The sequence below is a fragment of the Halorubrum zhoui genome (assembly GCF_051194155.1).
GTDB lineage: Archaea > Halobacteriota > Halobacteria > Halobacteriales > Haloferacaceae > Halorubrum.
This window is the reverse complement of sequence record NZ_JBLZNJ010000003.1, coordinates 504,024-527,750: the sequence shown is the minus strand read 5'-3', so window position 1 is coordinate 527,750 and position 23,727 is coordinate 504,024. Positions and strand designations below refer to the sequence as shown.

The window sequence follows — 23,727 nt, the reverse complement described above, 5'->3', positions numbered from 1 at the left end:
AGGAGTGCCTAAAAGCGTGTCGTTCGCGCGTCGGCGCGGAGCGGAATCCGTACCGGTCCGCGGCCGACTCCACCGGTCCGCAGCAGCGCTCACCCACCGGTAGTCGACGACGCGAGTTCGCTGGCGATCACGTCGCGGTGTGTCCGAATCGCCGCTGCCGTGACGGTGAGCGTCTCCTCGCCGACCGTCAGCGACAGCGTCCCATCGGTCGTCACGTCGCCGATCCGGGTGACCGTGAGGTCGCCCGCGGCGTCTCGCACCGCGTCCGGATCCGTGGTCTGGACGACCAGCCGGCCGGGCGTCTCCGCGAACGCCGCCGTCCGAGTCGGGAGCGTCACCGCCGCGCCGGCGTCGTCGACGAGCTCCGCGAGCGTCACCGCGAGCCCGCCCTCGCTCACGTCGTGGCTCGCGAGCGTCGAGGGCAGCCGCGCCACCCGCGCCAGCGACGCGACGACGTCTGCCGGGTCCGCGGGCAGCGAGGGGAAGCGGTCGGTTCCGCCGACCGTAGCCAGGTACGCCGAGCCGCCCAGGGCGTCCGTCTCGCCCGTCCCGCCGACGACGACCAGCGCCGACGCGTCGGCAGCCGTGCCGTCGAGCGTCGCCGGGGGGGCGTCGACGCCGCGTCTCGTCCCGAGCACCGCCAGCGTCGGCGTCGGCGGAATCGGCCCGGCGACGCTGTCGTTGTACAACGAGACGTTGCCGCCGACGACCGGCGCGTCGAGCGCCGAGCACGCGTCTGCGAGCCCGTCGACGATCGCCTCGAAGCCGCCGTACACGTCGGGGTTCTCCGGGTTCCCGCCGTTCAGGCAGTCGACCGCGGCGAGCGGGACCGCCCCCTTCGCCGCGAGGTTGCTCGCGTTCTCCAGTGCGACCGCCCGAGCACCGTCGTACGGGTTGACGCTCGTCCACCGCGGGACGGCTCCCGATGCGAGCGCGAGTCCGACGGTGTCGTCGGGAGCAGCAGCGCCCGCCGTGGCCCCACTACCCGCCTCACGGACGGCGAGGATGGCCGCATCGTCGCCGGGGGCGACCGCCGTGCGGACGCCCACCTCGTGGTCGTACTGTCGATACACCCAGCGCTTGCTGGCCGTCGTCGGATCCGAGACGACTGCCTCGAACGCCGACCCGAGGTCCACGTCGGGCACGTTGCGCTCGGGCGTCGGCGGCTCGGCCGAGGGGAGGTCGTGCATCGGCGCGCCGTCCGCGAGGAAGTCGGCGGGGACGTCGACGACCGTCTCACCGTCGAACGTACAGACGTAGCTGCCGTCTGTCACCTCGCCGATGACCGAACAACCGAGCTCAAAGCGCTCGGCGAGTGCACGCACCCGGCCGACGTCCGCCGGATCGACCTCGTAACACATCCGCTCTTGACTCTCGGCGAGGAGGATCTCGCGGGCGTTCATGTTCGGCTCACGCTGGTGGACGGCGTCGAGGTCGATCGACGCGCCGAGGTCGCCCTTCGCGACGAGCTCGGAGGAGGCCCCGCCGAGGCCGGCCGCGCCGAGATCCCGCGCGGAGACGACGAGGGCCTCGTCGATCAGCGCCTCGTTGCACTCTATCAGGCGCTTTTCGGCGTACGGGTCACCGACCTGTACCGCGGGGCGATCCTCGGTCTCGGCGTCCTCGGCGAGGTCTTCGCTCGCGAACGAGGCGCCACCGAGGCCGTCCCGACCCGTCGCGTTGCCGACGAGCACGAGCGCGTTGCCGGGCGTCTGGGCGGTCGCAGTGACGAGTCGGTCCTCGGTCGTGAGGCCGACGCACGCCACGTTGACGAGCGGGTTCCCCTCGTAGCCGTCGTGGAAGGCGACGCTGCCGCCGACGGTCGGGACGCCGATGCAGTTGCCGTAGTGAGCGATCCCGTCGACGACGCCGTCGAAGAGGTACCGTGACTCCTCCCGGGTGAACTCGCCGAAGTACAGCGAGTCGAGCAACGCGATCGGGTACGCGCCCATGCTCATCGTATCGCGGACGATGCCGCCGACACCGGTCGCCGCGCCGTCGAACGGGTCGACGTAGGAGGGATGATTGTGGCTCTCGATGCCGAAGGTGACGTACGTGTCGCCGTACTCGCTCGCGCCGCGGTCGGCCGCCGGCGTGTCGGCGGCAGCGGGTGTCGGCAGTGCGAGCACGGCGGCGTCGTCGCCCGGGCCCACGACGACCGCGTCGCTCTCGCTGTCGAACGCCGACAACAAGGGCCGCGACGACCGGTACGCACAGTGTTCACTCCAGAGGTTCTCGAAGAGCGCGACCTCCGCCGGCGTCGGCTCCCGACCGAGCGTCGCGGTCACGAGGTCGTGGTCCGCATCGGACAGGCTCATTCACCTGTGTGGACATCCCTGCCGGTCTAAGTTCTTTCCATGCGCACGTTCGTGGGGTAGCCGGTTCGATACGGCCGCACGCGTCGTGTGACCGACCGACCACGTCACCCGAGCTGTGTCACGACGAGCGCGACGAGCAGCGTGCCGGCGACGCCGATACCGAGCGCGATCGCGTTGAGCCGCACCGCGCGCTTCCGGTCGGCGGCGAGCGCCTGTGGGTCGGTGACGTCCGTCGTTCCCGCGCCGACGTCGAAGACGCCGATACCGGCGAAGCCGACGCAGAATCGTTCGCGGTACTGGAGGACGCCCATCGCCGCTCCGTACAGGGGAAACACCACGAACGCGAGCGCCCACTGCGGCCACTCGAGGACGACGATGGCGGCGACGAGGAGCCCCGCCGCGAGGAGCGAGACGACACCGAGCAGCAGTCGCCGCCGTTGCTGTGCCGGTCCGATGTTACAGACCCCGGGTTGATACTCCATGGTCTGCATTCGCGCGGGTGGCTCAAAGCCCCGACGGATTTCACCGACGGGTTCGACCGAGACGGTGGATCACCGAGACCGACCCGCATCGCTCGGGCGACGAACGACCAACTTAAACCCCCGAGCGCCCAATGGTGAACGAATAGTCACATGACCGATCCCCCGTCCTGTGAACGCGATCGGAACCGGTACGAGACGATCCTCGAGTCGCTCGAAGACGGGGTCTACGCCGTCGATCCGGACGGCATCCTCGTCTACGTCAACGACCGGTACGCGGAGATGAAAGGCGTGAGCCGCGAGACCCTCCTCGGCACACACGTCCACGAGTGGGCGACCGACGCGGCCGTGACGAAGGCGACGAGCGCCCGCGAGGCGATCGCTACCGGGGACGAAGACCGGGGCGTGATCGAGTACGAGTTCGAGACCGCGAGCGGCGAGACGTTCCCCGTCGAGATGCGATTCGACGTCGTCCCCGAGCACGACGACCTCGACCGCGTGGGAGTCGTCCGCGACATTACCGAGCGGAAACGCCGCGAGGAGGCCCTCCGTGAGAGGAACGAGCGACTCGACGAGTTCGCGAGCATCGTCTCACACGACCTCCGGAACCCGCTGAACGTTGCGAGCGGACGGCTCGAGCTGTTCCGTGCGTCGGGCGAGGAGTCCCATCTCGAGCACGTCGAGCGCGCACACGACCGGATGGAGGCACTCGTCGACGACCTGCTGATGCTGGCGCGGGCGGGCGACGAGCTCGACGAGACGACAGCAGTTCATCTCGCGGACGTCGCCGAGTCGGCGTGGCAGAACGTCGTGACGCCCGGCGCGACGCTCGAGGTGGACGGCGACTACGCGTTTCTCGCCGACGAGACGCGGCTCGAGGGGCTCTTCGAGAACCTGATCCGAAACGCGGTCGAACACGGGACGGACGCGAGCGACCCGGTCAACGCCGATCGCGACGGCGCAGCGACGACCGACGCACCCTCTGACGCGGCGCGTCTCACCGTCCGGGTCGGCGCACTCGCCGACAGAGCGGGATTCTTCTTCGCAGACGACGGCGACGGAATCCCGCCCGACGAGCGCGATTCGGTGTTCGAAAGCGGCTACACGACCGCCGACGACGGCACCGGCTTCGGGCTCAGCATCGTCGAGGCGATCGCCGCCGCACACGGCTGGTCTGTGGACGTGACCCCGAGCCGAGACGGCGGTGCACGGTTCGCGTTCACGGGCGTCGACCCGGCGTGAGCCGTCGCCGCCGGACCGATCGGCCGGCCGCAGAGAGCAACCCTTTCGACGCTCCGGACCGAGACGCACCCGTGCACCGGATTCAGCTCGACAACACCGTCTTCGAGGGCCAAAACGCCGTCTACCTGATCGAGGCCGACCAGACGACGCTCGTCGACACCGCGGTCGCGACCCCGGCGGTTCGTGCTGACCTCGAGGCGGACCTCGAGCGCCACGGCGTCGGCTTCGCCGACGTCGACACCGTCGTCCTCACCCACTGGCACCCGGACCACGCCGGCCTGGCCGGCGCGATCCAGGCCGAAAGCGGCGCACGCGTCGTGGTTCACGCCGCCGACGCCCCGATCGTCGACGGGAGCGAACAGCCGCTCACTGCGGACCCAGCACAACAACGCGAGACGTTCACGGCGTGGGGGATGCCAGCGGCCGCACGCGAGCGACTCCAGTCGTTCTTCGAGTCGGCGGCGACGGGGCTCGTCGAGCGGGACCCGACGGTGACGCCGGTCGAAGACGGCGACGTCGTCGACCTCAGTGGGGTGACCCTCGAGACCGTTCATCTCCCGGGACACACCGCGGGCCTCTGCGGATTCGCGTTCGATCCGGCCGTGGTGGGAGCGGTCGACTCCACCGGTGGGGGCCGACCCAGCGACGCCCGCCTTGACGACGGACGCACCGACGACGGGACGGATCGCTCGGCCATCTTCACCGGCGACGCGTTGCTCCCGCGGTACACGCCCAACGTAGGGGGTGCCGACGTCCGTGTCGAGGACCCGCTCGCCACGTACGCCGCGAGCCTCGCGCGGCTCGTCGACCGCGACCCCGCGGTCGCACACCCGGGTCACCGCGACCGGATCGACGAGCCGGCGCGGCGCGCCGCCGAGATACTCGCTCACCACCGAGAGCGAACCGCTCGGGTGGTCGACGTGTTGGACCGCGGGCCGGCGACCGCGTGGGAGACCTCGGCCGCGCTGTTCGGCGACCTCGAGGGGATCCACGTGCTCCACGGGCCGGGCGAGGCGTTCGCACATCTCGACCACCTCGTAGGCGCCGGCGTCGCCGAGCGCGACGAGACGACGTACCACCTCGTCGAGTCCACTCCCGACGTCGACGCGCTCTTTCCGACGACGCGGCTGGACGACGCTGGGTGAGCCGCCAGCCACTCTAGACAGCTCCGCTCGTCCGCCAGTCGACACGCCGAACCCGGTGTAACCGGGTGAGACGTACCCACGGCCGGGAACCGGGCGGAACGTTATCACGGTCGGCCGACGAGCGACACGCATGGACCAACCGACGACCCGCTCGTGGTGGTGGGTGCGATGACCGACCTCGTCACCTTCGGCGAGACGATGCTCCGTCTCTCGCCGCCGCGCGGCGAGCGACTCGAGTGCGCCCGCGAGCTCGACGTGCAGGCGGGCGGCGCAGAGAGCAACGTCGCTGTCGGGGCGGCTCGCCTCGGTGCCGACGCCACCTGGGTGTCGAAGCTCCCCGACTCGTCGCTCGGTCGGCGGGTCGTGAGCGAACTTCGAAGCCACGGCGTCGACACCGCGGTGTCGTGGACGGACCCGTCGACGAGCCGGGTGGGAACCTACTACCTCGAACACGGCGTCGACCCCCGCGAGACGACGGTGATCTACGACCGCGCCGACGCCGCGATCACGACGATGACGGCCGAGGAGCTCCCACGAGGACCCGTCGACGCGGCGGAGTTCGTCCACACCACGGGCATCACGCCCGCGCTCGCGTCGAGCACGGCGGAGACGACGCGGACACTGCTGGAGACAGCGGGCGAGACAGGCGCAACGCGAACGTTCGACCTGAACTACCGCGCGAAGCTGTGGGATCGGCCGACCGCGCGGGCGCGGTACGAGTCGCTGTTCGCGTCCGTCGACGTGCTCTTTATTCCCGAGCGAGACGCCCGCGCGGTGCTCGGGCTCGACGGTGACGCCGACGCCATCGCTCGCGAGCTGACCGCCGCACACGACTTCGACACCGTCGTCGTCACCCGCGGCGCGGCGGGCGCGCTTGCCCGCCACGGCGACGAAACGCACGAGCAGGCCGTCTTCGAGGCGGAGACGATCGACGCCATCGGCACGGGAGACGCGTTCGTCGCGGGCTACCTCACGTCGCGGATCGGCGGCGACGACGTTCCGACCGCACTCGAGCGGGCGGCGGCGACCGCCGCGCTCAAACGCACCGTCGCCGGCGACGTGGCGGTCGTCACCCCGACCGAGGTCGACCGAGTGATCGCCGGCGACGACGGTATCGATCGGTGAGAAACGGTGGTGACGATCCAGCGAGCCCGACGGGCTCGGTTCCGACCGGTTTATACTCGCTGGGAGACCCACCTCAGCCATGAGCGACGACGAGACGCGCGAGGAACTCATCGCGGCGCTCCGCGAGTCGGACGCCGTCCGCTTCGGCGAGTTCGAGCTCTCACACGGCGGCACCAGCGAGTACTACGTCGACAAGTACCTCTTCGAGACCGACCCGGCGTGTCTCCGCCAGATCGCCGCGGCGTTCGCCGACCGGCTCGACGCGACCGACGCGACCCTCGCTGGAGTCGCACTCGGGGCGGTTCCGCTCGTGGCCGTGACCGCCGCCGAACTCGACCGACCGTACGTGATCGCCCGCAAGCAGGCGAAATCGTACGGCACCGGCAATCGAATCGAGGGGCGGCTCGCGGCCGACGAGGAGGTCGTCGTCATCGAAGACATCGCCACCACCGGCCAGTCGGCCGCGGACGCGGTCGACGCGCTCCGGGAGGCGGGCGCGACCGTCGAGCGCGTCCTCGTCGTCGTCGACCGCGAGGAAGGGGCGACAGAGACGCTCGCCGACCACGACGTCGCCCTGGAGTCGCTCGTCACGGCCGGAGAACTCCTCGCCGACCGGTGACAGCCGCCAGCTTTCTGTAGCTCGGTCGACCAGGTCGAGGCATGTCCGATGGAGAGCGATTCACCGACCGAGCCGACGCCGGTGACCGGCTCGCGGCGGCGCTCGCCGACCGACACGGCGACGTCGATCGGGTGGTGGCGATCCCGCGCGGCGGGCTCCCGCTCGGTCGAGCCGTGGCGGACGCGCTCGCCGCCCCCCTTGACGTCGTCGTCGCGAAGAAGATCGGTGCGCCGGACAATCCGGAGTACGCGATCGGTGCGGTCGCGACCGACGGAAGCGTCTGGCGTACCGAGTCGGCGATACGACGAACGGGCGCAGACGAGGCGTACTTCGAGCGCGAGCGCGAGCGGGTCGCCGAGCGCTCGCGCGAGAAGGCGGCTCGGTACCGCGGCGACGAGACCGAGCCGCCCGTCGCCGGCGAGCGGGTGGTGATCGTCGACGACGGCGCCGCGACGGGTGCGACGCTACACGCGTGTCTCCGCCAGCTGCGCGCCGCCGATGCCGCCCATCTCACCGTCGCGATTCCGGTGGCACCACCGGACACCGTCGACGCGCTGGCGGCGACCGCAGACGAGGTGGTGTGTCTGTCGACGCCGACAAACTTCCAAGGCGTCGGCCAGTTCTACGAGCGATTCGGTCAGGTGACAGACGAGGAGGCGATCGCGTACCTCGACGCGGAGCCGTGATCGATACCCGCATCGAACCGACCGCACGCGGCGATCAATAGTCGATCGAAACCCATAACAGCAGACCCGTCGAACGTCGAGTTGAGCCGAGGTAGCCTAGCCTGGCCAAGGCGGTAGATTCGAAATCTACTGTCCATTCGGACACCGGAGTTCAAATCTCCGCCTCGGCGTCTCCGTTCACGTGCCGTCGAGCGACCGCTGTTCGGCCCCAGCCTCGCCGCGGAGGCGACGCCGCCGTTTGTCGTAAGCCGCCTCGAGCTTCGCGTTCGTCGCCCGCGAGAGCAGATAGAGGTCGGCGCCGCTCTCGTCGCGGGGATGTGCGGCCGCGACCCACACGTGGCCGTCACCGCGCGAGAGGTCGCTCGCCCACTGCGCTGCGGCCGCACGGCTCTCGAAGATATGCCTGGAGCCGTCCTCGAAGACGAGTCGGCCGACCTTCGCGTTGCGTTTGCGAGCCGACGGCTTGACCGCGACGACGACGCTCACGACTGCTGTGACGGGCCAGCACACAAAAATCCCCGTCGGACGCGGGCGACCACGCCGGTTCAGGCGGTCTGCATCTCGCGTTCGAGGTCGCGGAGCCGCTCGATCCGGTTTTCCGTGGAGGGGTGCGTTGAGGCGAGCTTGCCGACGATGCCCGCGCGGATCGGGATGATGAAGAACGCGTTCATCTCGGCTTCTTCGCGGAGGTCCTCGTTCGGAACCCGGTCCATCCGGCCGTCGATCGTGACGAGTGCCGACGCCAGCGCTCCCGGCTTCCCGGTGATCAGGGCCGCACCGCGGTCGGCAGAGTACTCGCGGTACCGTGAGAGCGCCCGGATGAGCAGGAACGAGACGACCCACACGACGAGCGACACCAGGATGGCCACGATCACGGGGGCGCCCTGGCGGTTGTCGCCGCTGAAGAGCCACCCCCACCGCACGATGAAGAACGCGATAGTCGAGAGGAACGACGCGATGGTCATCACCATCACGTCGCGGTTCTTGACGTGTGCGAGCTCGTGTGCCAACACGCCGTCGAGTTCCTCGTCGTCAAGCGACCGGAGCAGCCCGGTCGTCACCGCGACGGTGGCGTTCTTCTTGTTGCGGCCGGTCGCGAACGCGTTCGGCACCTGCGTGTCGGCGACCGCGACCGCGGGCTTCGGGAGGTCCGCCTGCTGGCTCAGCCGTTCGATCCGTCGGTGGAGGTCGGGGAACTCCTCGGGGCTCACCTCACGGGCGCCCATGCTTCGCAGCGCCAGCGTGTCGCTGAAGAAGTACTGGGCGACCGAGAACCCACCGAGCATGATCAGCGGGAAGAGGAAGTCGCCGAAGTACACCGTCAGCGCGCCGACGAAGACGACGTAGAGCCCGAAGAGGAGGAACATGGTGAGCGCCATTCGTCCCCGTAATCCCCAGTCGGTCTGCCAGTCCATGTACGACAGTAACCGCTCAGAGGGATAAAGCCTATCGGCGCGTCAAGCGGCCCCCAACCAACCACGGTCGACGCGCTTTAGCCCGTGTCGGGCGATCCGCGCCTATGGCGACGGTCCTACTCACCGGCGGACGCGGCGCCTCGGGACGCTGGATCGCAGACCGACTCGCGACCGACCACGACGTCGTCGTCGTCGACTACGACCACCCCGGGCTCGACCGTGAGCCGGCCCCGGGACTCTCGTTTCGAGCCGCCGACCTCGCGGACCGCGGTGAGGCACTCGACGTCGTCGCCGCCGTCGACCCGGACGTCGTGGTCCACTGGGCCGCGATCCCTGTCGCGGGAACACACCCGGATGGTCGCGTCTTCGAGACGAACGTGCTGGCCGCACACAACGTCCTCACGGCCGCCGGCCGCGCCGACGCCCCGATCGTCCAGGCGTCGAGCGACGGCGCGTACGGGTTCTTCTTCGCCGAGCCCACACCGATGCCTGACGAGGTGCCCGTGACCGAATCGCACCCCCTGCGGCCCGAAGACCCGTACGGTCTCTCGAAGGTGACCGCAGAACAGACGGCCGCGGCGGTCGCGAGACGCCACGACGTGTCCGCGGTCTCGCTGCGGCCGTCGTGGATCCAGTACCCCGGCGCGTACGCCTGTAGAGCGCCCGCGTACACGGACGACCTCGACGCCGGCGCCGGGAACTTCTGGTCATACGTCGACGTCCGAGACGTCGCCGCGCTCGTCGCCCGCGCGGTCGACGCGCTCCGCACGGACCGCCCACCGATCCCACCGGGGACACACGAGGCGGTGAACTGCGTCGCTGCCGACAACGCTCTCGGCCGGCCGCTACTCGAGCTCCTCCGTGCGGTCTACGACGAGGTGCCGGAGGCGACCGCCGTGAGCGACGACGACGACCGAAGCGCCTACGCGATCGAACGCGCCGCCGACCGGTTCGGCTGGGAGCCACAGCACTCGTGGCGGACAGCCGCGGCGGCGACCGTCGAGGAGCCGACGCTCTTCGAGTGAGCCACTCGTCTCGAGGGCGTGAGACCGTCCACACACCACGGGGTCGCCCTCACGCCACGGGTCGCCCTCACACCGCGAGGACCGCCTCGACGAGGATCCGCGTTCCGATCGCGGTGAGCGCACCAAGCCACGTCAGCGCCACGAAGTGGATGTAGCCGTTCGCCGGGTTCCCGCCGTCTATCGTCCGGATCATCTGCGAGGAGAGGGCGGCGTTGAACGCCACGACCGCCAACAACAGGAACTCGATGAGTGGCATGTTGTACGCGCCCGGGTGCACGATCTTCGCCATGTCGAGGCGGTCGACGCCGAAGTCGGCGGTGATGTCCGCGAGGATCCCGACCACCTCGAGCCCGATGAAGAACGCGAACGTCGCGGCCGCGGTGATCCCGTACAACAGCCCGATGAACGTCACCGCGGACTGCCGGCGCTTTTCGCGCAGCTGGTTGACCGCGCTCATGTTCGTCGAGATCAACTCGCCGAGCAGCTTCGGGTCGCCGCCCATCCGCCGGCCGACGAGGTACATCTCCGAGAACTTCTGGACGAGGTACGACCGCGTGTCTCGTGAGAACGCCCGCCACGCCCCCTCCGTGCTGATACGAAGGTTCAGCCGGCGGTAGAGCCGCGTGATAGACGGCGAGAGCGCCCCGAAATCCTTCTCGCGGAGCGTGGACAACACGTCGGTCGTCGTCGACTGTTTCGCGCTCTCGGTCGCCCCGAGCGCGCGAACGAACGAGGGGAACTCCTCGTCGCGCGCCGTGATCGCCCGTTCTTCACGCCGGAGAAACAGCCCGGTGAAAAAAAGCGGCGTGACCGGGATCGCGACGTACAGCGGGAGCTGGACGTCGTCGAGGAACCACACCAGTCCCGGGAGACCCGGACCGTAGCCGACCATCCCCGCGGCGGTGACGCCGACGAGTACCACCGAAAGTCCGCCCCCGGCCACGAGCGACGCCCACAGGCGGACGTCGCCGGGCGCTCCCTCCTCGGGGTGGTACCAGACCGGGTCCGCGGGCGCGGTCGCGCGGATCATGACGTAGAATCCCAACTGGACGAACACGAAGAGGACGATGATGGCGGAGACGGTCACCGTCGGGTCGGTGCCGGTGAGTATCGGGAGCACGACCGCGAACACCAGCGCGAAGGTCATCGAGAGGATCATCGACATGTAGAGGTCTTTCATCACCTCCAGGTTCGACAGCGCCGCCTCGTACCGGGTCTCGTACGTCGAGAGTATCACGTCCTGTTCGGCGACGAGGAACGCCGATAGCGACTGTCCGGCACCCAGCGTGTAGCCGAGGCGGTCGAAGATGTCCGAGAGCGCGTCCGACGGCGCCTCCTTCGCCCGGCGGCGACACGCGTCGTCGAGACTCTGGTTCCAGGTGTCGACGAGGTGGACGATCCGTCCGATCTCCTCGGCCGCGGGACCGTACTCCCGCTCGCGCGCCAGCGTCCGAAACACCTCGACGCGGTCGATGTTCGTCGTCGACAACACGGTCATGTGTGTCATCACGAGGTGAAGTTGGCTGTCGATCTGCGCCTCCAGGCTGCTGCGGTAGATGGCCGGGTAAATCGCCGCCGCGACGAGCACGAGTCCGCCGACGAGCGGGATGGGGACCCGAGCGGCGAGCGGGAGCGGGAGGAGGACCGCACCGATTATCGACGCCGCAAAGACGACGGCCGCGGGTACGAGCACGAGACCGACGTACTGGCGTCGCGAGACGTCGAGCCGGTCGTACGAGGCGAGCACCGCGTCGAGTGCACCCAGCGCGGCGGCGACGCCGTCGTGGTCCGTGGATGCCCCCATCGACTCACCGCACCGATCGGTGCATCTCGAAGGGCAGTCCCTCCACCCCGTCGCGGTGGAACGCGTCGATGACGCGGTTCACCTCGTGGTAGCCGAGGACGCCCTCCTGGATCATTCGTTCGACGAGGGCCGCACGGAACGAGAGGTCGTCGTAGATCTCGCGGGTGTCGGCGTACCCGAGCAGCGTCGCGATCTGCTCTTCTAAGACGTAGGAGTTGTTCATCCCCTGAAACACGATCTCGTCTTCGACGGGGTCCCAGCTGAACACCTCGCGGGTGACGACGCCGGACATCTCCTTGGAGTACCCCTCGATCTCCTGAACGCTGGTCACACGCCTGAGCACTTCGTCGCCGCGTTTCACCCGATTCTGGAACAACGCTACGTCGGCGTTGTCCATGAACGGCTCGGGCACGGAGATCGGCTCGGAGGTGAACCGCTGGATCATCGAGACGATGTCGGAGGCGTGAAACGTCAGCATGACCGGGTGACCGGTCTGTGCCGCCTGAAACGCCATCCGCCCCTCCGCGCCCCGGACCTCACCCACGATGATGTAGTCGGGCCGCGAGCGAAGCGCGGCCGCAACGAGGTCGAACATGTCGACGTCCGTGCTCCCCTCGCCGCCGCCCTCGCGGGTCAACAGCTGCTGCCAGGTGTTGTGTGGGGGGACGACCTCGGCGGTGTCTTCTGCGGTGTAGATCTTCGAGTCGCGCGGGATGTACGAGAGGATCGCGTTCAGCGTCGTCGTCTTCCCGGAGGCGGTTTCGCCGACGACGAAGACCGTGCGCTCGTTCTCGAGACACAACCAGAGATACGCCGCGAGCTCCGGAGAGAGCGTCCCCCAATCCGTGATCTGATTCACCGACAGCGGGACGTCTTCGCCCTGCCGAATCGTGAGCGAGGCGCCCTTCAGCGAGACGTCGTCGGAGTAGATGATGTTGATCCGCGAGCCGTCGGGCAGCGTCGAGTCGACGATCGGGTCGGAGTCGGACAGCGGGTCACCGATCCGCTCGCCCATGTTGCGCAGCCAGGCGTCGAACTCGGCGGGGCTGCCGAAGTCGACGGTCGTCTCGAGCATCCCGAACGTGCCGTGGTCGACGTGACACTCGTGGGGTCCGATGACGTGGACGTCCTCGTTCGCCGGATCGCGCATCACCGGCTCTAGCGGCCCGAGCCCGACGATGTCCCGGTTGAGCCGGTACCGGATGTTCTCGTAGGTCTCTTCGGTGACGGTGAGCTTGCCCGCGTTGAGTAACCGCTCGGCCTCCGCTTTCAGCCCACCGTCGTCGTGGTGGACGTGCGTGACGTCGGCGAGCAGCTCCTCGATGAGGTCGTCGTACTCCGTCTCCGACTCCGGTGCGGTTCGGCCCCCACTCGCGGCGAGCAGCTCGTCTTTGACCCGCTCGAGGACGGCGGCTTGCGGGCCGGACACGGTCGGCTCGATGGCGTAGTACTTCGTCTCTTGACCGAGGTCGCCGTACACGTGACAGTAGATCGGTCCCCCGACCGGGTACAACACGTTCGGATGTGCCGACTCGTACTCGCCTTTCGGCTCGTCGATGAACAACGGAAACTCACCCGTGAGCTGTTTGAACTCACGAAGGTGCCGCCGGAGGTGTGGCCGGCGCATCGCGGCCTGTCGCAGGTCGTCGGACGGTGTTCTGGTGCCGTGGTCGGTCATGTGCGTGGATCGAGGTACGTTCAGGCGACGCTCCGGCTCTCGATGACGATGCCCGTCCCCGAACGCACCGAGAAGCCGATCGTGTCGCCGACCTGTTCACCCATGCCCGCGAAGCGTTTCACGTTGATCTGTCGGCGGATGTCGCTGCCGACTTCGACCATCTCGAGTTCGAAGAACACGTCTGCGATCGACCGAAACGGTCCGATGGCTTCGTCGTCGACCGCCGACGGGTCGACGGTGAGCACGACGACTTTCCCCGTCGCGATCACGTCTCTGAAAAACGAGATGATCTCGAGCGCCGCCTGTCGCTCCTCGTTCTTCCGGACGAGCGCCTCGAACGTCGGGTCGTTTCGCAGGATGGCGTCGAACGTGTCGATGAGGATCACCTCCGGCTGCCACATCACCTCGGCGTCCATCAGCCGGGTGAGCAGCTCGCGGCGCTCGCCGTCGCCGTCGGAGAAGGCGCCGCCCGCGTCGAAGTCGGCGTGTAAAAACAGCAGGCGTTCGGACAACAACGGCTTCACCACGTCGTACGCGAGCGAGTGCATCTGGTCGATGAACCCGCGAACCGTGAGCTCCGTCGACAACAGCGTCACCGACGCTCCTTCGTCGACGAGGCCGTAGGCGAACCGCTGTGACAGCGCGCTCTTGCCGGCCCCGTAGTCGCCCTCAACGAGGACGATGCTGCCGCGTGGGATGCCGCCACCGAGCTCGGCGTTCAGCCGGTCGTGGTCGTCGAGGCCGATCGAGTGGAGGTTGGTCGCGCGCGCCATCTCACGCCTCCTCGACCCGGAACGCGAACGCCTCTTCGTCGCCGTTGAGTACGATCCTAACCCGGTGGTCGCTCGGAGTCGCGAGCGCGTCGACGCCCTCGATCCGGTCGAGGTCGATCGTGAGCCGAAGGACGTCTCCCGGGCCCCAGACGGTCGCGCCGTCGACGGAGACGACCGTGCCGGTCGTCGCCGACGGCGGGACGTACTGGCCGTCGAAGACGACGTCGAGACCGGCCCCGGTCGGTGCGAGCCGTTGGCTCCCGACGTTCTTTACGAGCAGCGTGACGTTTCCGTCGGTCCCCGCGTCCGGGTCGTACACCCCCGCTGCGGGGTCGGAGATCACCGTGACGTCGGTGCGGAGCTGCTCTGTCGCCTCCAGGCTGCCGTCCTCGACGGCGGCGCTCACGCGGTCGACGCCCGTCGTGACCGTCCCGACGACGCCGGCGGCGATGACGAGACTGGCGATGAACAACACCAGGTGAGAGACGGAGACACTCGCCATCTACCCGCTCACCTCCGCGACGGCCCGCACGCCGGTGCCCGTCGCGACCGTGACGCGGGTCGTACCCGCGAGGTCCGCGGTGACGGCGTCGTCCGGCACCGACATCGTGAGCGTCTCACCGGGGAGCACGAGGCCGGTCGCCTCGAGACCCTCGACGGTCGTCCACGCCGGGTCGGCGGCGACGTCGACGAACGCGTTGTCGGCGAGGAGCGTGAGGTCGTCGACGACCAGCGCGTCCGCCCCGTCGTTGACCACCGTCACGGTCAGCGCGTCGTTCCCGCTCGCGTTGAACGTCGCCGTCTCGACGGTGATCGCCGTGTGGTGTCGGTCGAGTGCCCGTTCGTGGCTGTCGGCCGTGCCCTCGGCGACGCGGTCGAATCCGTTCGCCGCCGCCGGGTACCCCGTCGTGAGCGCGATGAAGAGCCCGGCGGCGACGACCGCGGCCGACGCGGAGACACTAACGCCCACGGCCGTCCCTCCTCGAAGCGGCGGTGGGGTCGGTCGGCGGCCGTCGTCCGGTGCGGTCTGTGTCGGCGGCCGACGAGCCGTCGACGAGCGGGCGCCCGACGAGGTCGTCCCAGCGATCCAACAAGAGGAGGTGGCTGTCGGCGCCGTTGAGCTGGGTGATGTACCGCAGACTGCGCGTGTGGTGGTCGCGGCCGAGGCGGTCCGTGCCGGGACGGTCGACGAGGTTCCGATCCACCGTGCCGAACCCCGAGAGAAACTCGCGGAGCCGATCGGCGGCCGCGGGACCGACCCACTCGATCCGCTCGTAGTAGTTCACCGCGCGAACCGCGTCGGTGACGTCGCCGGCCGCGACGAGAAACTCGAGCCACTCCATCACGAGCAGGTCGCCGACGTAGTCGCCGGGCAGCTCGGTGAGGTACGGCTTCCGGCGGTGCTCCGCGAGGTCCTCGTCGTCGACGTATTCGAAGGCGTCCCCGGACGCTGCGGCCGGGTCGCCGCCACGAACGCGTCGAGCACCGACCTCGTCGCGTTCCGCTGCCGGGTCGCCGCCGAGGTGACCGTCGTCGGACCCGAGCTCGTCGAATCCGAGGTCGTCGAACGTACGCTCGTCCGTCTCAACCTCGTCGACTGTGCCGTCGCCGACCTCGCCATCGTCTCCCTCCGGGTCGGCTTCCTCGAGGTCGGCCTCGCCGAATCCGAGGGCGTCCTCGTTCGACTCGCCGTCTCCGACCGGCTCTACGTCGAGTGACAGGTCGTCGGGGTCGGCGTCGGGCGGTGCCGGCCCGTCGTCTTCCGATGATTCGTCACCGGTCGCCGACTCGTCGGCCCAGTCGGCCTCGCCGGCGTCGTACTCCGCTTTGAGTTCGCTGAAGCTCTTGCCTTCGTCGGTCATAGCGTGGTCCTCGTCCGCCGGGTCGGTCGCGAACGCGGCGTCGGCGGGGCCGCCGGCGTCTGGATCGTCGGTCGGCGTTCCGTCGTCCGGCACGCGTCCGTCGTCTGCTGTGTCGTCCATCGGGTCCGCGCCGCCGAACGGGTCGCCATCGTCGCTTTCGTCTCCCTCGAGGAGGTCTTCGTCGAAGAAGCCGGCTGCGTCCGCCGAGGCGACGTCTTCGTCGAGCGACGCCGCCTCGTCGGCGTCGTCTTCGAACAGGTCGAACGAGCCCTGCCCTGGGTCGTCTCCGAACGCGCTGGGCTCGTCGACGAACGGGTTGATCCCGCGGGTGACCATCTCGTAGATGTCGAGGAGACTCCGCACGTCCTCTTCGGTGTCCGTTATCGCGGCGGCGATCTCCTCGTTCTCCGAGCGGACCGTCGAGACGGTCGACGAGAGCGTCGCGACCTCCGCTTCGAGGTCGTCGATTCGACCCGCCAGTGCACCGGTGTCGCCGTCGTCGTCGTCGTCACCACCCCCGAACTCGTCGTCCCACTCGTCCATCTCGTCGAACGCCTCGAACGAGTCGTCTCCCGAGCTGCCGTCGAGCCCACCCGCGTCGTCGAACACCGCATCGTCGTCGGACTCTCCGGAGTCGAAGAGCCGGTCGAGAACGCTTGCGCCGACGATCCCCGACGCGACGGCTCCCCAGACGAGTACCGACCCGTCGATCAACGCTGCGTCGAGCCCCATCGATCGCGAACACCCCCGGTCGACACTTGAAGCCTCTCTCCAAAATATCGGACGTGAGAATCGACGACGCGACGCGGCGGTCACCCGATCACTCGCTCGAACCCGTCTGCGGCTCGGACGACGACGTCTCCGTCCGCTCCGAACCGAACGGTGCGGCCGACGTCGGCACCCACGTCGCTCGCGACGATCGGGATCGACGCGGCCGTGAGACGCTCGCGGGCCCGTTCGACGTTCTGGGGGCCGACGGCGGCCGTGAGGTCGAGGAGCTCTGCGCCCCCGATGAGTTGTGCGTCGAGTCGCGTAGACGCCGCACCAGCGTCGACGAGCGCCGTGCAGAGCGCGTCGATCCCGCTGTCGACGTACTTGCCCGGCCGGGGTCCTGCCGGACGCGACCGCGCCGCCGACGGGAGCATCGCGTGTAACAGCCCCCTGACGCCGGCGCGCCGGTCGGCCATCGCGACCGCGACGCAGGAGCCGAGCCCGCTCGTCGTCAGGGTCGCGTCGTCGGTGACGACCGCGAGGTCACCGACACCGACGCGGACGCGCCGCGGGCGGCCCGGCGACCCGGCCTCACCCGGGGTGAGCGGGGTCACGGGTCGGCGAGCCGGCGAAGCACGGCGACGAGCTCGCGCTCGTCGGGGAGCACGTACACGTCACACCGCGCCTCGACGCTGCGGGTCCGGATCGTCGCGTCGACGACGAATCCGTAGTCCTGTCGCCGGCTCAACGCGGCGACGAGCGGGCTGACGGTCGCCGCACCGATGTCGTGGACGAACTCGGGCGGCGAGTGCGAGATAGACGTCTCGAGGACGTTCGCCCACCCGTCGATGAGCCCGCTCGTCATCACGTTGCCGAGCTCACAGAGCGCGTGTTCGGCCATCTCGCCGAGCGGCTCGTCCGGTTCCATCGGAAGCATCGCGTCGGCGATCCGCGCGGCCGACGGCTCAGCGAAGAGAATCGCCAGGTAGCCGCTCGGCTCGCCGTGGAGTTCGAACACCGTCCCGGCGTGGGGGGCCGTGCCGACCGCTGCGGGCACGTCGGTGAGCGGCACGAACCGGAGACGACTCACGTCGACGGTCGTCTCGAGGCCGGTCATCGCCTCGATGTTCGCCGCGGCCGTCTCCGACCCCTCCGCGGCGAGCGACGCGAACCGCAGGAGTGCGTCGTACGTCACCCCCGTCGTCGCGGCCTCCGCGCGCCCCGCTGCGGGCTCCGCGTTGCCACTCAGGACCGCACCGGACGCACCCGCCGTCGCGCCGGCGTCACCGGACGGCGGGCGCCCGCGAGCGAGGTCGCGAAACGGCGTCGCCGCCGGAAGCAGTGCGATGGAGAAGTCGAGGTTGGTCGCCGCCTCGAGCCGGCTCTCGAAGCGGAACACCGGGTCGTCCGTCGATCCCTCGGACGCCCCGGTCGCGGGATCGTCGGCCGAGACGTACTGCGGCGGCGTCAACTCGATCGCCCGTCCGAGGTGGTTCGCGAAGCCGTCGAGGAAGCCGCCGAGCGCGATGTTTCCCACCTCGGTCACCGCGCTGTGTTCCAGCGAGCCGTCACCCGGCAACAACTCGAGGAGGCCGTCGACGCGGTCGGCGTCGAACGCGAGCACGGCCGCACCGGAGAGCCCGCCGGAGAGCCCGACGCGCACGCCGACCCACTCGCCGTCTGTGGCGGCCGCGGCCGGCGAGCCGTCGGCGGCGGCGACGCTCACGCCCGTCACCTCGACGGCGAGCGCAGTCCCCGTCAGGTCCGTGAGTGCGGCCGCGGCTCGCTCCGCTCCTCGCTCGGCGAGACGGTTGCACGCGCCGAGCGCCCGGACGTCGACGCGCATCAGACCGCCGACCCGATCGCGTCGAGGACGTTCGGCTTCTGAAACGGCTTCGTGATGTACCCCTCGGCGCCGGCTTTGATCGCGGCTTTCATTTGCTCTTCCTGGCCGACGCTGGTACACATGATCACGGTCGCATCGGGGTCCGCGCCCGTGATCTCACCCGTCGCTTCGATCCCGTCGCGGATCGGCATCACGATGTCCATCATCACCACGTCCGGACCGTGCTCGTCGTACAGGTCCACCGCCTCGACCCCGTTTTCGGCCTCGCCGACGACCTCGAACGCGTCGTCGAGGATCTCCCGGAGGAGACTCCGCATGAACTCCGAGTCGTCTGCGATGAGTACGCGCGTCATGTACGACACACGGGCCGAACGAGCACTTAATCGCTCGCCCCTGGCTATCAGCGATGAGAATACACCGCCGACAGCGCGACCGTCCTCGCCACGTCGCGGTCAGTCGATGCGGAACCCACCGGCGTCCTCGGCGGCCCGAACGAGGTCGGCGATCGAGTCGTCCGGTGCGAGGTCGTGGGTCGCCGCGAACGCCTTGATCGCTCCCGGCGGCACGTCGACCGGGCTGTCGACGGCGGCGAGCAGCAGGCCGAGCGCCTCCGGCGGTGGCGACTCCGGGCCCGCCGCGGCGACAAACCACGAACAGAGCGCGTCGAACGTCGCCGTCACGTCGTTCGAGACGAGTCGGTGACGGGCGGTGTCGCCCTCCGCGTGGAGGGTGAGGTCGACTCCATAGGTGAAGCCGTCGTCGTCGAACGATTCCTCAAGCCAGCCGTTGACGGCTGCCTGCGTCACCTCGCCGCCGGCACTGGTGGCACCCTCAGTTGTCGCCTCGTCGCTCGCGCCCGGCCGGTCGGCCGGCTCGGGATCCGGAGCCGGATCGACCGTGGGGCGGCCCTCGGTGCCGACGACGTACCGGCTCTCGCCGATCTCGACGACGCTCTCGTCGTCGGTAAAGTCGAGTTCGTCCGGGTCGGCCGGCGGTACGCCGTCATCGGTCATACTGGGTGTGTCGGTGGGTGTGAAAATAGGCGTTCCGGGGAGCGGGATCCGGCGAGCGCGTGTCGGTGCGCTCGCGTGTTACAGGAGGACCGCCTCACCGACCTCGCTGAAGAGGTCGGGCGCGTTGAGCTCGATGCGCGTCGTCGCCCCGGCGGGCGAGACGATGTCGATCGTCGCATCGTCGCCCTGCCCGAACGCGGTACCGTCATCGAACGCGCCCTCGTCTGGGTTGACGACGAGCGTGTAGTCGGTCTCCTCGCTCAGGACGGGTTCGTCGACGAAGGTGTCGCCGTCAGTGGGCCGCACGGCGAACTCGTTCGCCCCAAGTTGGGAGGACTCGAACAGCGCGGCCGCAGAGTCTTCCCCATCGACGGTGACGGTGATGTTTGCGACCTCCGTCGTCTCATCTTCGGGCGACGAGCTGTTGTACAGTTTGATGGTTATGTTGCTGCTGGCGGTAATTGTATCACCAGTGCTATTAGGGTTAATATCAGTTATATTGATATTCTGGATTCCATCGTCAGTAATGTTATCGTCGTCGAACGTTCCATTAGCGATCGGAGTATTGCCATCTTCGACGATCACTCGCAGCCTCCGATCGTCTGACTCCATCCCGTCAAGTTGATTGATGTCGCCTATTTCGACGTCGAACTCTCTGGTCTCGTTGATCGTGCCGTTTTCGTACGGACCGACCCCCAATATCCTGGCGTCGGTGAACACGAGGTTCTCTTGCCCCCCGGGCCCGACGACCTGTAGGGTCGTCTCGGCCAGGTCGATCTGATCGGCTCCGGGCGCGCCGGTGACCGCGATGCGGAGTTCGTCGAGCGTGTCTGCGCCGCTCGCGACGATGCCCACCTCACTGTTCACGTTGATCCGCTCTGAGACGAGTGCCGTGCTGTCTTCGCCCGTTGCCTCTGCTTGCGTCTGGAGGAACCCGGCGGTGTTGATCAGGACGCCGGCGGCGATCGCCGCCACCAGCACCATCGCGATGAACACGATGAGCGTCCCGATCCCCACCTGACCCCGTTCCTCGGGTGTGGTGATTGCTTCGAACATGGTTATAGCCTCACTGATTCGTCGACCACGGTGCTTGGAATCCGGATCTCCGTCGTCATCGTCGCGCCGCTCTGCGTGGTGAACGTCACCGTCAGCGCGTCGCCCTCTTCGAGCGTGTAATCAAGGTCTTCGCCGGGGGCGACGCCGACATCGTTGTCGTCAGAAAGCGCAATCGAGACCTCCGCACGGTCGCTCGCGTCGGTGAGCACGTTGTCCTCACCGCCGGTGAAGATGGTGACGTTCGTGACGTTACTGCTCAGGTCGAACGTCTCTTGGCCGCTCGTTCCCGTCATCTCGACCGAGACGGTGTTGAGGTCGATGTTGTCCGCTCCGGGTGACCGCGCCAGAACGAACGTCAGGTGGTCGACCGTCCCGTTCGCGGGGTCACTGAGGTACCCCGATTGACTGACGACCTGCAGGCGATCGCTCACCTGCTGTGTGCTGTCTTCGCCCGTTGCCTCTGCTTGCGTCTGGAGGAACCCGGCGGTGTTGATCAGGACGCCGGCGGCGATCGCCGCCACCAGCACCATCGCGATGAACACGATGAGCGTCCCGATCCCCACCTGACCCCGCTCCTCCGCTCGGTTCGGTTCGAACATGGTTTGCTGTGAGCCCGCGGCCATCCCGAGGGCGTTACCAACGCAAATCCAGAAGATCTACATAAACGCTCCCCGCCGATTATTCATCGTGATAAAACGGTGCGTGCTGGCGGTTTTCTCGTTATTTAGCGGCAGGGCAACTGGAATAAAGGTGTGGATCCCGGTGTGAGCGCCACGTCGACACCGTGCCGGACGGCAGCCACCACACGCGCCCGGCCGGCCGTCGCTCTCACCGGCGAGAACGCCGCGGACAACGCCGGCCACGATCGAGGGCACAGCCAGGAGCGGGAACCGCGGCGATTCGGGGACGGCACGAGGGTGTCGACGACGTCGGACCCCGCTCATCGGTCCACCGACATCTTTTTGTCCCAAAACTCAAGAGTGATACCAGTATGTCCGGGGACGACCTGATCGAAGTGCTCGGGAACAAGTACAACACGGACATTCTGACGGCCACCGAGGAGGCGAAGTCCGCACAGGACCTCAGCGACGAGCTCGACGTCCCCATCGCGACGTGTTACCGCCGCATCGACGAGCTCGAGGACGCGGAGCTCATCGAGCTCCACGACCGACCGCTCTCGGCCGAGCACCGCCGCGTGAAGGTGTACCGCCGGACCGTCGACGGCGTCGCGGTCGACTTCCGCGACGAGCTCACCGTCGAGCTCGACGAACGCTCGGCGGTACAGAACCGGCTTGACGAGGTGTGGCGGGACCTCTCTGCGACGCAGTGAGGCGCTCTGTCAACGAGCACCCGCACGGCGAGCGGTTCAAAACGACGGGCCGTCAGACTGGCTCATCATCGAGAACCCGCCGGCACGCTCGTGGACGGTGATTCCCCCCTGCCCGATCTCCATCGGGAAGATGTCCGTGTCGATGTCCTGTTTCCGCATCTTCGCCACCCACACGTACCGGGTGACGCCGGACTCGGTCGGCGTCTGGATGAAGTAGACGTTACCGTCGGTGAGGAAGTTCTCCAGACCGACCTCGGTGTCCGGAAACACCGCCCCCTGCTCGGCGATCAGAAGCGAGGTGAGCCCGTTCGCCTTGAGGATGTCCGAGAACTTCAGCAGGTAGGTCCGTTTTTCGTGTTCGTCCTCGAAAAAGAGCTGGAACATCGACAGCGAGTCGAGCACTAACCGGTCGAACTCGCCGCCCTCGACGGTCTCTAACAGCCGGTCGACGGCGGTCGAGAAGTCGGTCTCACGCAGCATCTCGCGTTTGTCCAACACGACGATCTCGCCGTCGTCGACGAGGTCTTCGAACCCTTCGAAGCCGACGGCGGTCGCGGCGGCGCGGATGTCGGCTTCGTCCTCCTCGAAGGAGACGTACACCCCGCGTTCGTCGTGGTCGGTCGCGCCCGTGTAGAGGTACTGGATGCCGAAGATGCTCTTGCCGGTGCCTGGGTTGCCGGAGACGAGGACGGTCGACCGCTCCGTGAGCCCGCCGGAGAGGATGGAGTCGAGGCCCTCGACGCCCGTCGAGACGAGGTGGGTCATCAGTTGACCGACTCACGCAGGCCACCTATACTATGTGGTCCGGCCCGACCCGGTCGGTGCCGGTTCGAGTCGGTCGCTACCGCTCCGAGCCGATAGATTCCGGCCCGAACCAGGAGGACACGTCGTTCGTACGGGCGACGGTCACTCGACCTCCCGCAGGCGATACACTTATTCGCCGGTGCGCCACGGGTAACGTATGGTACGAGGGGGTATCACGGCGCACCACGGGGAGGGAAGACGTGCGTGAGGCGTCGGTCCTCGTCGTCGAAGACGAACCCGAGATCGCCGCGCTGTACGAGCAGTTCCTCGACGACCGGCACGACGTGACCGTCGTGTCGACGGTCGAGGCGGCCGTCGAGACGGTGGACGAGTCCTTCGACGCCGTGCTGCTCGACCGACGACTGCCCGACGGCGACGGCAGCGATGTGTTGACGCACGTGCGGTCTACGGGACTCGACTGTCGGGTGGCGATGGTGACGGCCGTCGAGCCCGACTTCGACATCATCGAGATGGGGTTCGACCTGTACGTGACGAAGCCCGTCGACCGCGAGAGTCTTCACACCGCACTCGAGACGCTGCTCGCGCGATCGCAGTACGACGACCTGCTTCGCGAGGCGGCCGCGCTGGCGAGCAAGCGTGCGGTGCTCGAGGCACAGCGGGCGCCAGAACAACTCGAAGCGAACGCGGCGTACACACGGCTCGTCGACCGACTCGAGGCTATCGACACCGACATCGACGACGCCGCAGCGTCGCTGTCGCCCGCGGACTACCGAACAATGTTCCGCGACCTCGGTCGGCGCTGAGGCGTCGACGCGGCGTCAGTCGGTGGCGGCGA

General features: G+C 68.4%; 25 protein-coding genes and 1 tRNA gene. 9 read left to right on the top strand and 17 right to left on the bottom strand.

Going from position 1 to position 23,727, the window contains the following annotated elements:
* Positions 1-89 precede the first annotated feature (89 nt).
* Positions 90-2,318: a phosphoribosylformylglycinamidine synthase subunit PurL gene (gene purL, locus ACNTAO_RS06840; RefSeq protein ID WP_435161217.1), complete on the bottom strand. Its 2,229-nt coding sequence runs from the start codon at positions 2,316-2,318 to the stop codon at positions 90-92.
* A gap of 104 nt (positions 2,319-2,422) precedes the next feature.
* Positions 2,423-2,800: a hypothetical protein gene (locus tag ACNTAO_RS06835; protein WP_435161216.1), complete on the bottom strand. Its 378-nt coding sequence runs from the start codon at positions 2,798-2,800 to the stop codon at positions 2,423-2,425.
* A 150-nt stretch (positions 2,801-2,950) separates the two neighbouring features.
* Here ACNTAO_RS06835 and ACNTAO_RS06830 point away from each other — a divergent pair, with 150 nt between their 5' ends.
* From ACNTAO_RS06830 to ACNTAO_RS06805, 6 genes are all read left to right on the top strand, one after another.
* The gene (locus ACNTAO_RS06830) at positions 2,951-4,039 is read left to right on the top strand and encodes a two-component system sensor histidine kinase NtrB (protein ID WP_435161215.1); all 1,089 of its coding nucleotides are present in this window, start codon (positions 2,951-2,953) and stop codon (positions 4,037-4,039) included.
* 71 nt (positions 4,040-4,110) lie between these two features.
* Positions 4,111-5,184: an MBL fold metallo-hydrolase gene (locus ACNTAO_RS06825; RefSeq protein WP_435161214.1), complete on the top strand. Its 1,074-nt coding sequence runs from the start codon at positions 4,111-4,113 to the stop codon at positions 5,182-5,184.
* A gap of 168 nt (positions 5,185-5,352) precedes the next feature.
* Positions 5,353-6,309 (top strand): bifunctional 2-dehydro-3-deoxygluconokinase/2-dehydro-3-deoxygalactonokinase, encoded by a 957-nt coding sequence (gene kdgK1, locus ACNTAO_RS06820; protein WP_435161213.1) that lies wholly within the window; start codon positions 5,353-5,355, stop codon positions 6,307-6,309.
* Positions 6,310-6,388: 79 nt separating this feature from the next.
* Positions 6,389-6,928, top strand: coding sequence for an orotate phosphoribosyltransferase (gene pyrE, locus ACNTAO_RS06815; protein ID WP_435161212.1), 540 nt, complete (start codon positions 6,389-6,391; stop codon positions 6,926-6,928).
* A gap of 41 nt (positions 6,929-6,969) precedes the next feature.
* Complete coding sequence (locus tag ACNTAO_RS06810; RefSeq protein ID WP_435161211.1) at positions 6,970-7,614, top strand: phosphoribosyltransferase; 645 nt, start codon at positions 6,970-6,972, stop codon at positions 7,612-7,614.
* Between the two features lie 85 nt (positions 7,615-7,699).
* Positions 7,700-7,784 (top strand) — tRNA-Ser (locus ACNTAO_RS06805).
* A gap of 7 nt (positions 7,785-7,791) precedes the next feature.
* Here ACNTAO_RS06805 and ACNTAO_RS06800 read toward each other — a convergent pair.
* Together ACNTAO_RS06800 and htpX are read right to left on the bottom strand one after the other, a co-directional pair.
* Positions 7,792-8,100, bottom strand: a complete 309-nt coding sequence (locus tag ACNTAO_RS06800; RefSeq protein WP_435161210.1) for a DUF8081 domain-containing protein — start codon at positions 8,098-8,100, stop codon at positions 7,792-7,794.
* A gap of 59 nt (positions 8,101-8,159) precedes the next feature.
* A complete protein-coding gene (gene htpX / locus ACNTAO_RS06795) occupies positions 8,160-9,029 on the bottom strand; it encodes a zinc metalloprotease HtpX (RefSeq protein WP_435161209.1) in 870 nt (289 codons plus the stop codon).
* A 104-nt stretch (positions 9,030-9,133) separates the two neighbouring features.
* On the opposite strand from htpX, the gene ACNTAO_RS06790 reads away from it, so the two are divergent.
* The gene (locus tag ACNTAO_RS06790) at positions 9,134-10,054 is read left to right on the top strand and encodes an NAD-dependent epimerase/dehydratase family protein (RefSeq protein WP_435161208.1); all 921 of its coding nucleotides are present in this window, start codon (positions 9,134-9,136) and stop codon (positions 10,052-10,054) included.
* Positions 10,055-10,121: 67 nt separating this feature from the next.
* On the opposite strand, the gene arlJ is transcribed toward ACNTAO_RS06790, so the two are convergent.
* The 12 genes from arlJ to ACNTAO_RS06730 all read right to left on the bottom strand — a co-directional run bounded on the left by arlJ (position 10,122) and on the right by ACNTAO_RS06730 (position 21,396).
* Positions 10,122-11,858, bottom strand: a complete 1,737-nt coding sequence (gene arlJ, locus ACNTAO_RS06785; RefSeq protein WP_435161207.1) for an archaellar assembly protein ArlJ/FlaJ — start codon at positions 11,856-11,858, stop codon at positions 10,122-10,124.
* A gap of 4 nt (positions 11,859-11,862) precedes the next feature.
* Positions 11,863-13,536: an archaellum flagellar ATPase motor FlaI gene (flaI, locus tag ACNTAO_RS06780; RefSeq protein WP_435161206.1), complete on the bottom strand. Its 1,674-nt coding sequence runs from the start codon at positions 13,534-13,536 to the stop codon at positions 11,863-11,865.
* A 20-nt stretch (positions 13,537-13,556) separates the two neighbouring features.
* Positions 13,557-14,309, bottom strand: a complete 753-nt coding sequence (gene arlH, locus ACNTAO_RS06775) for an archaellum protein ArlH (RefSeq protein ID WP_435161205.1) — start codon at positions 14,307-14,309, stop codon at positions 13,557-13,559.
* A gap of 1 nt (position 14,310) precedes the next feature.
* Positions 14,311-14,811 (bottom strand): archaellum stator protein ArlG, encoded by a 501-nt coding sequence (arlG, locus tag ACNTAO_RS06770; RefSeq protein ID WP_435161204.1) that lies wholly within the window; start codon positions 14,809-14,811, stop codon positions 14,311-14,313.
* Complete coding sequence (arlF, locus tag ACNTAO_RS06765) at positions 14,812-15,279, bottom strand: archaellum stator protein ArlF (protein WP_435161203.1); 468 nt, start codon at positions 15,277-15,279, stop codon at positions 14,812-14,814.
* Positions 15,269-16,903: a FlaD/FlaE family flagellar protein gene (locus ACNTAO_RS06760; RefSeq protein WP_435161202.1), complete on the bottom strand. Its 1,635-nt coding sequence runs from the start codon at positions 16,901-16,903 to the stop codon at positions 15,269-15,271. The genes arlF and ACNTAO_RS06760 overlap by 11 nt, the downstream gene beginning before the upstream one ends.
* Positions 16,904-16,983: 80 nt before the next feature.
* Positions 16,984-17,496, bottom strand: a complete 513-nt coding sequence (locus ACNTAO_RS06755; RefSeq protein WP_435161201.1) for a chemotaxis protein CheD — start codon at positions 17,494-17,496, stop codon at positions 16,984-16,986.
* Positions 17,493-18,728: a chemotaxis protein CheC gene (locus tag ACNTAO_RS06750; protein WP_435161200.1), complete on the bottom strand. Its 1,236-nt coding sequence runs from the start codon at positions 18,726-18,728 to the stop codon at positions 17,493-17,495. Before ACNTAO_RS06750 ends, ACNTAO_RS06755 begins: the two co-directional genes overlap by 4 nt.
* The gene (gene cheY, locus ACNTAO_RS06745) at positions 18,728-19,081 is read right to left on the bottom strand and encodes a chemotaxis protein CheY (protein ID WP_435161199.1); all 354 of its coding nucleotides are present in this window, start codon (positions 19,079-19,081) and stop codon (positions 18,728-18,730) included. The genes ACNTAO_RS06750 and cheY overlap by 1 nt, the downstream gene beginning before the upstream one ends.
* Before the next feature lie 99 nt (positions 19,082-19,180).
* Positions 19,181-19,741, bottom strand: coding sequence for a DUF7500 family protein (locus tag ACNTAO_RS06740; protein WP_435161198.1), 561 nt, complete (start codon positions 19,739-19,741; stop codon positions 19,181-19,183).
* Between the two features lie 78 nt (positions 19,742-19,819).
* On the bottom strand, positions 19,820-20,797 hold the full coding sequence (locus tag ACNTAO_RS06735) for a flagellin (RefSeq protein WP_435161197.1): 978 nt from the start codon (positions 20,795-20,797) through the stop codon (positions 19,820-19,822).
* A gap of 2 nt (positions 20,798-20,799) precedes the next feature.
* A complete protein-coding gene (locus ACNTAO_RS06730; protein ID WP_435161196.1) occupies positions 20,800-21,396 on the bottom strand; it encodes a flagellin in 597 nt (198 codons plus the stop codon).
* Positions 21,397-21,788: 392 nt separating this feature from the next.
* On the opposite strand from ACNTAO_RS06730, the gene ACNTAO_RS06725 reads away from it, so the two are divergent.
* Positions 21,789-22,127: an ArsR/SmtB family transcription factor gene (locus ACNTAO_RS06725; RefSeq protein WP_435161195.1), complete on the top strand. Its 339-nt coding sequence runs from the start codon at positions 21,789-21,791 to the stop codon at positions 22,125-22,127.
* Between the two features lie 36 nt (positions 22,128-22,163).
* Here ACNTAO_RS06725 and ACNTAO_RS06720 read toward each other — a convergent pair whose 3' ends face one another.
* On the bottom strand, positions 22,164-22,892 hold the full coding sequence (locus ACNTAO_RS06720) for an RAD55 family ATPase (RefSeq protein ID WP_435161194.1): 729 nt from the start codon (positions 22,890-22,892) through the stop codon (positions 22,164-22,166).
* Between the two features lie 239 nt (positions 22,893-23,131).
* Between ACNTAO_RS06720 and ACNTAO_RS06715 the strand changes: the two genes are divergently transcribed.
* Positions 23,132-23,695, top strand: a complete 564-nt coding sequence (locus ACNTAO_RS06715) for a HalX domain-containing protein (RefSeq protein ID WP_435161193.1) — start codon at positions 23,132-23,134, stop codon at positions 23,693-23,695.
* Positions 23,696-23,727: the final 32 nt, after the last annotated feature.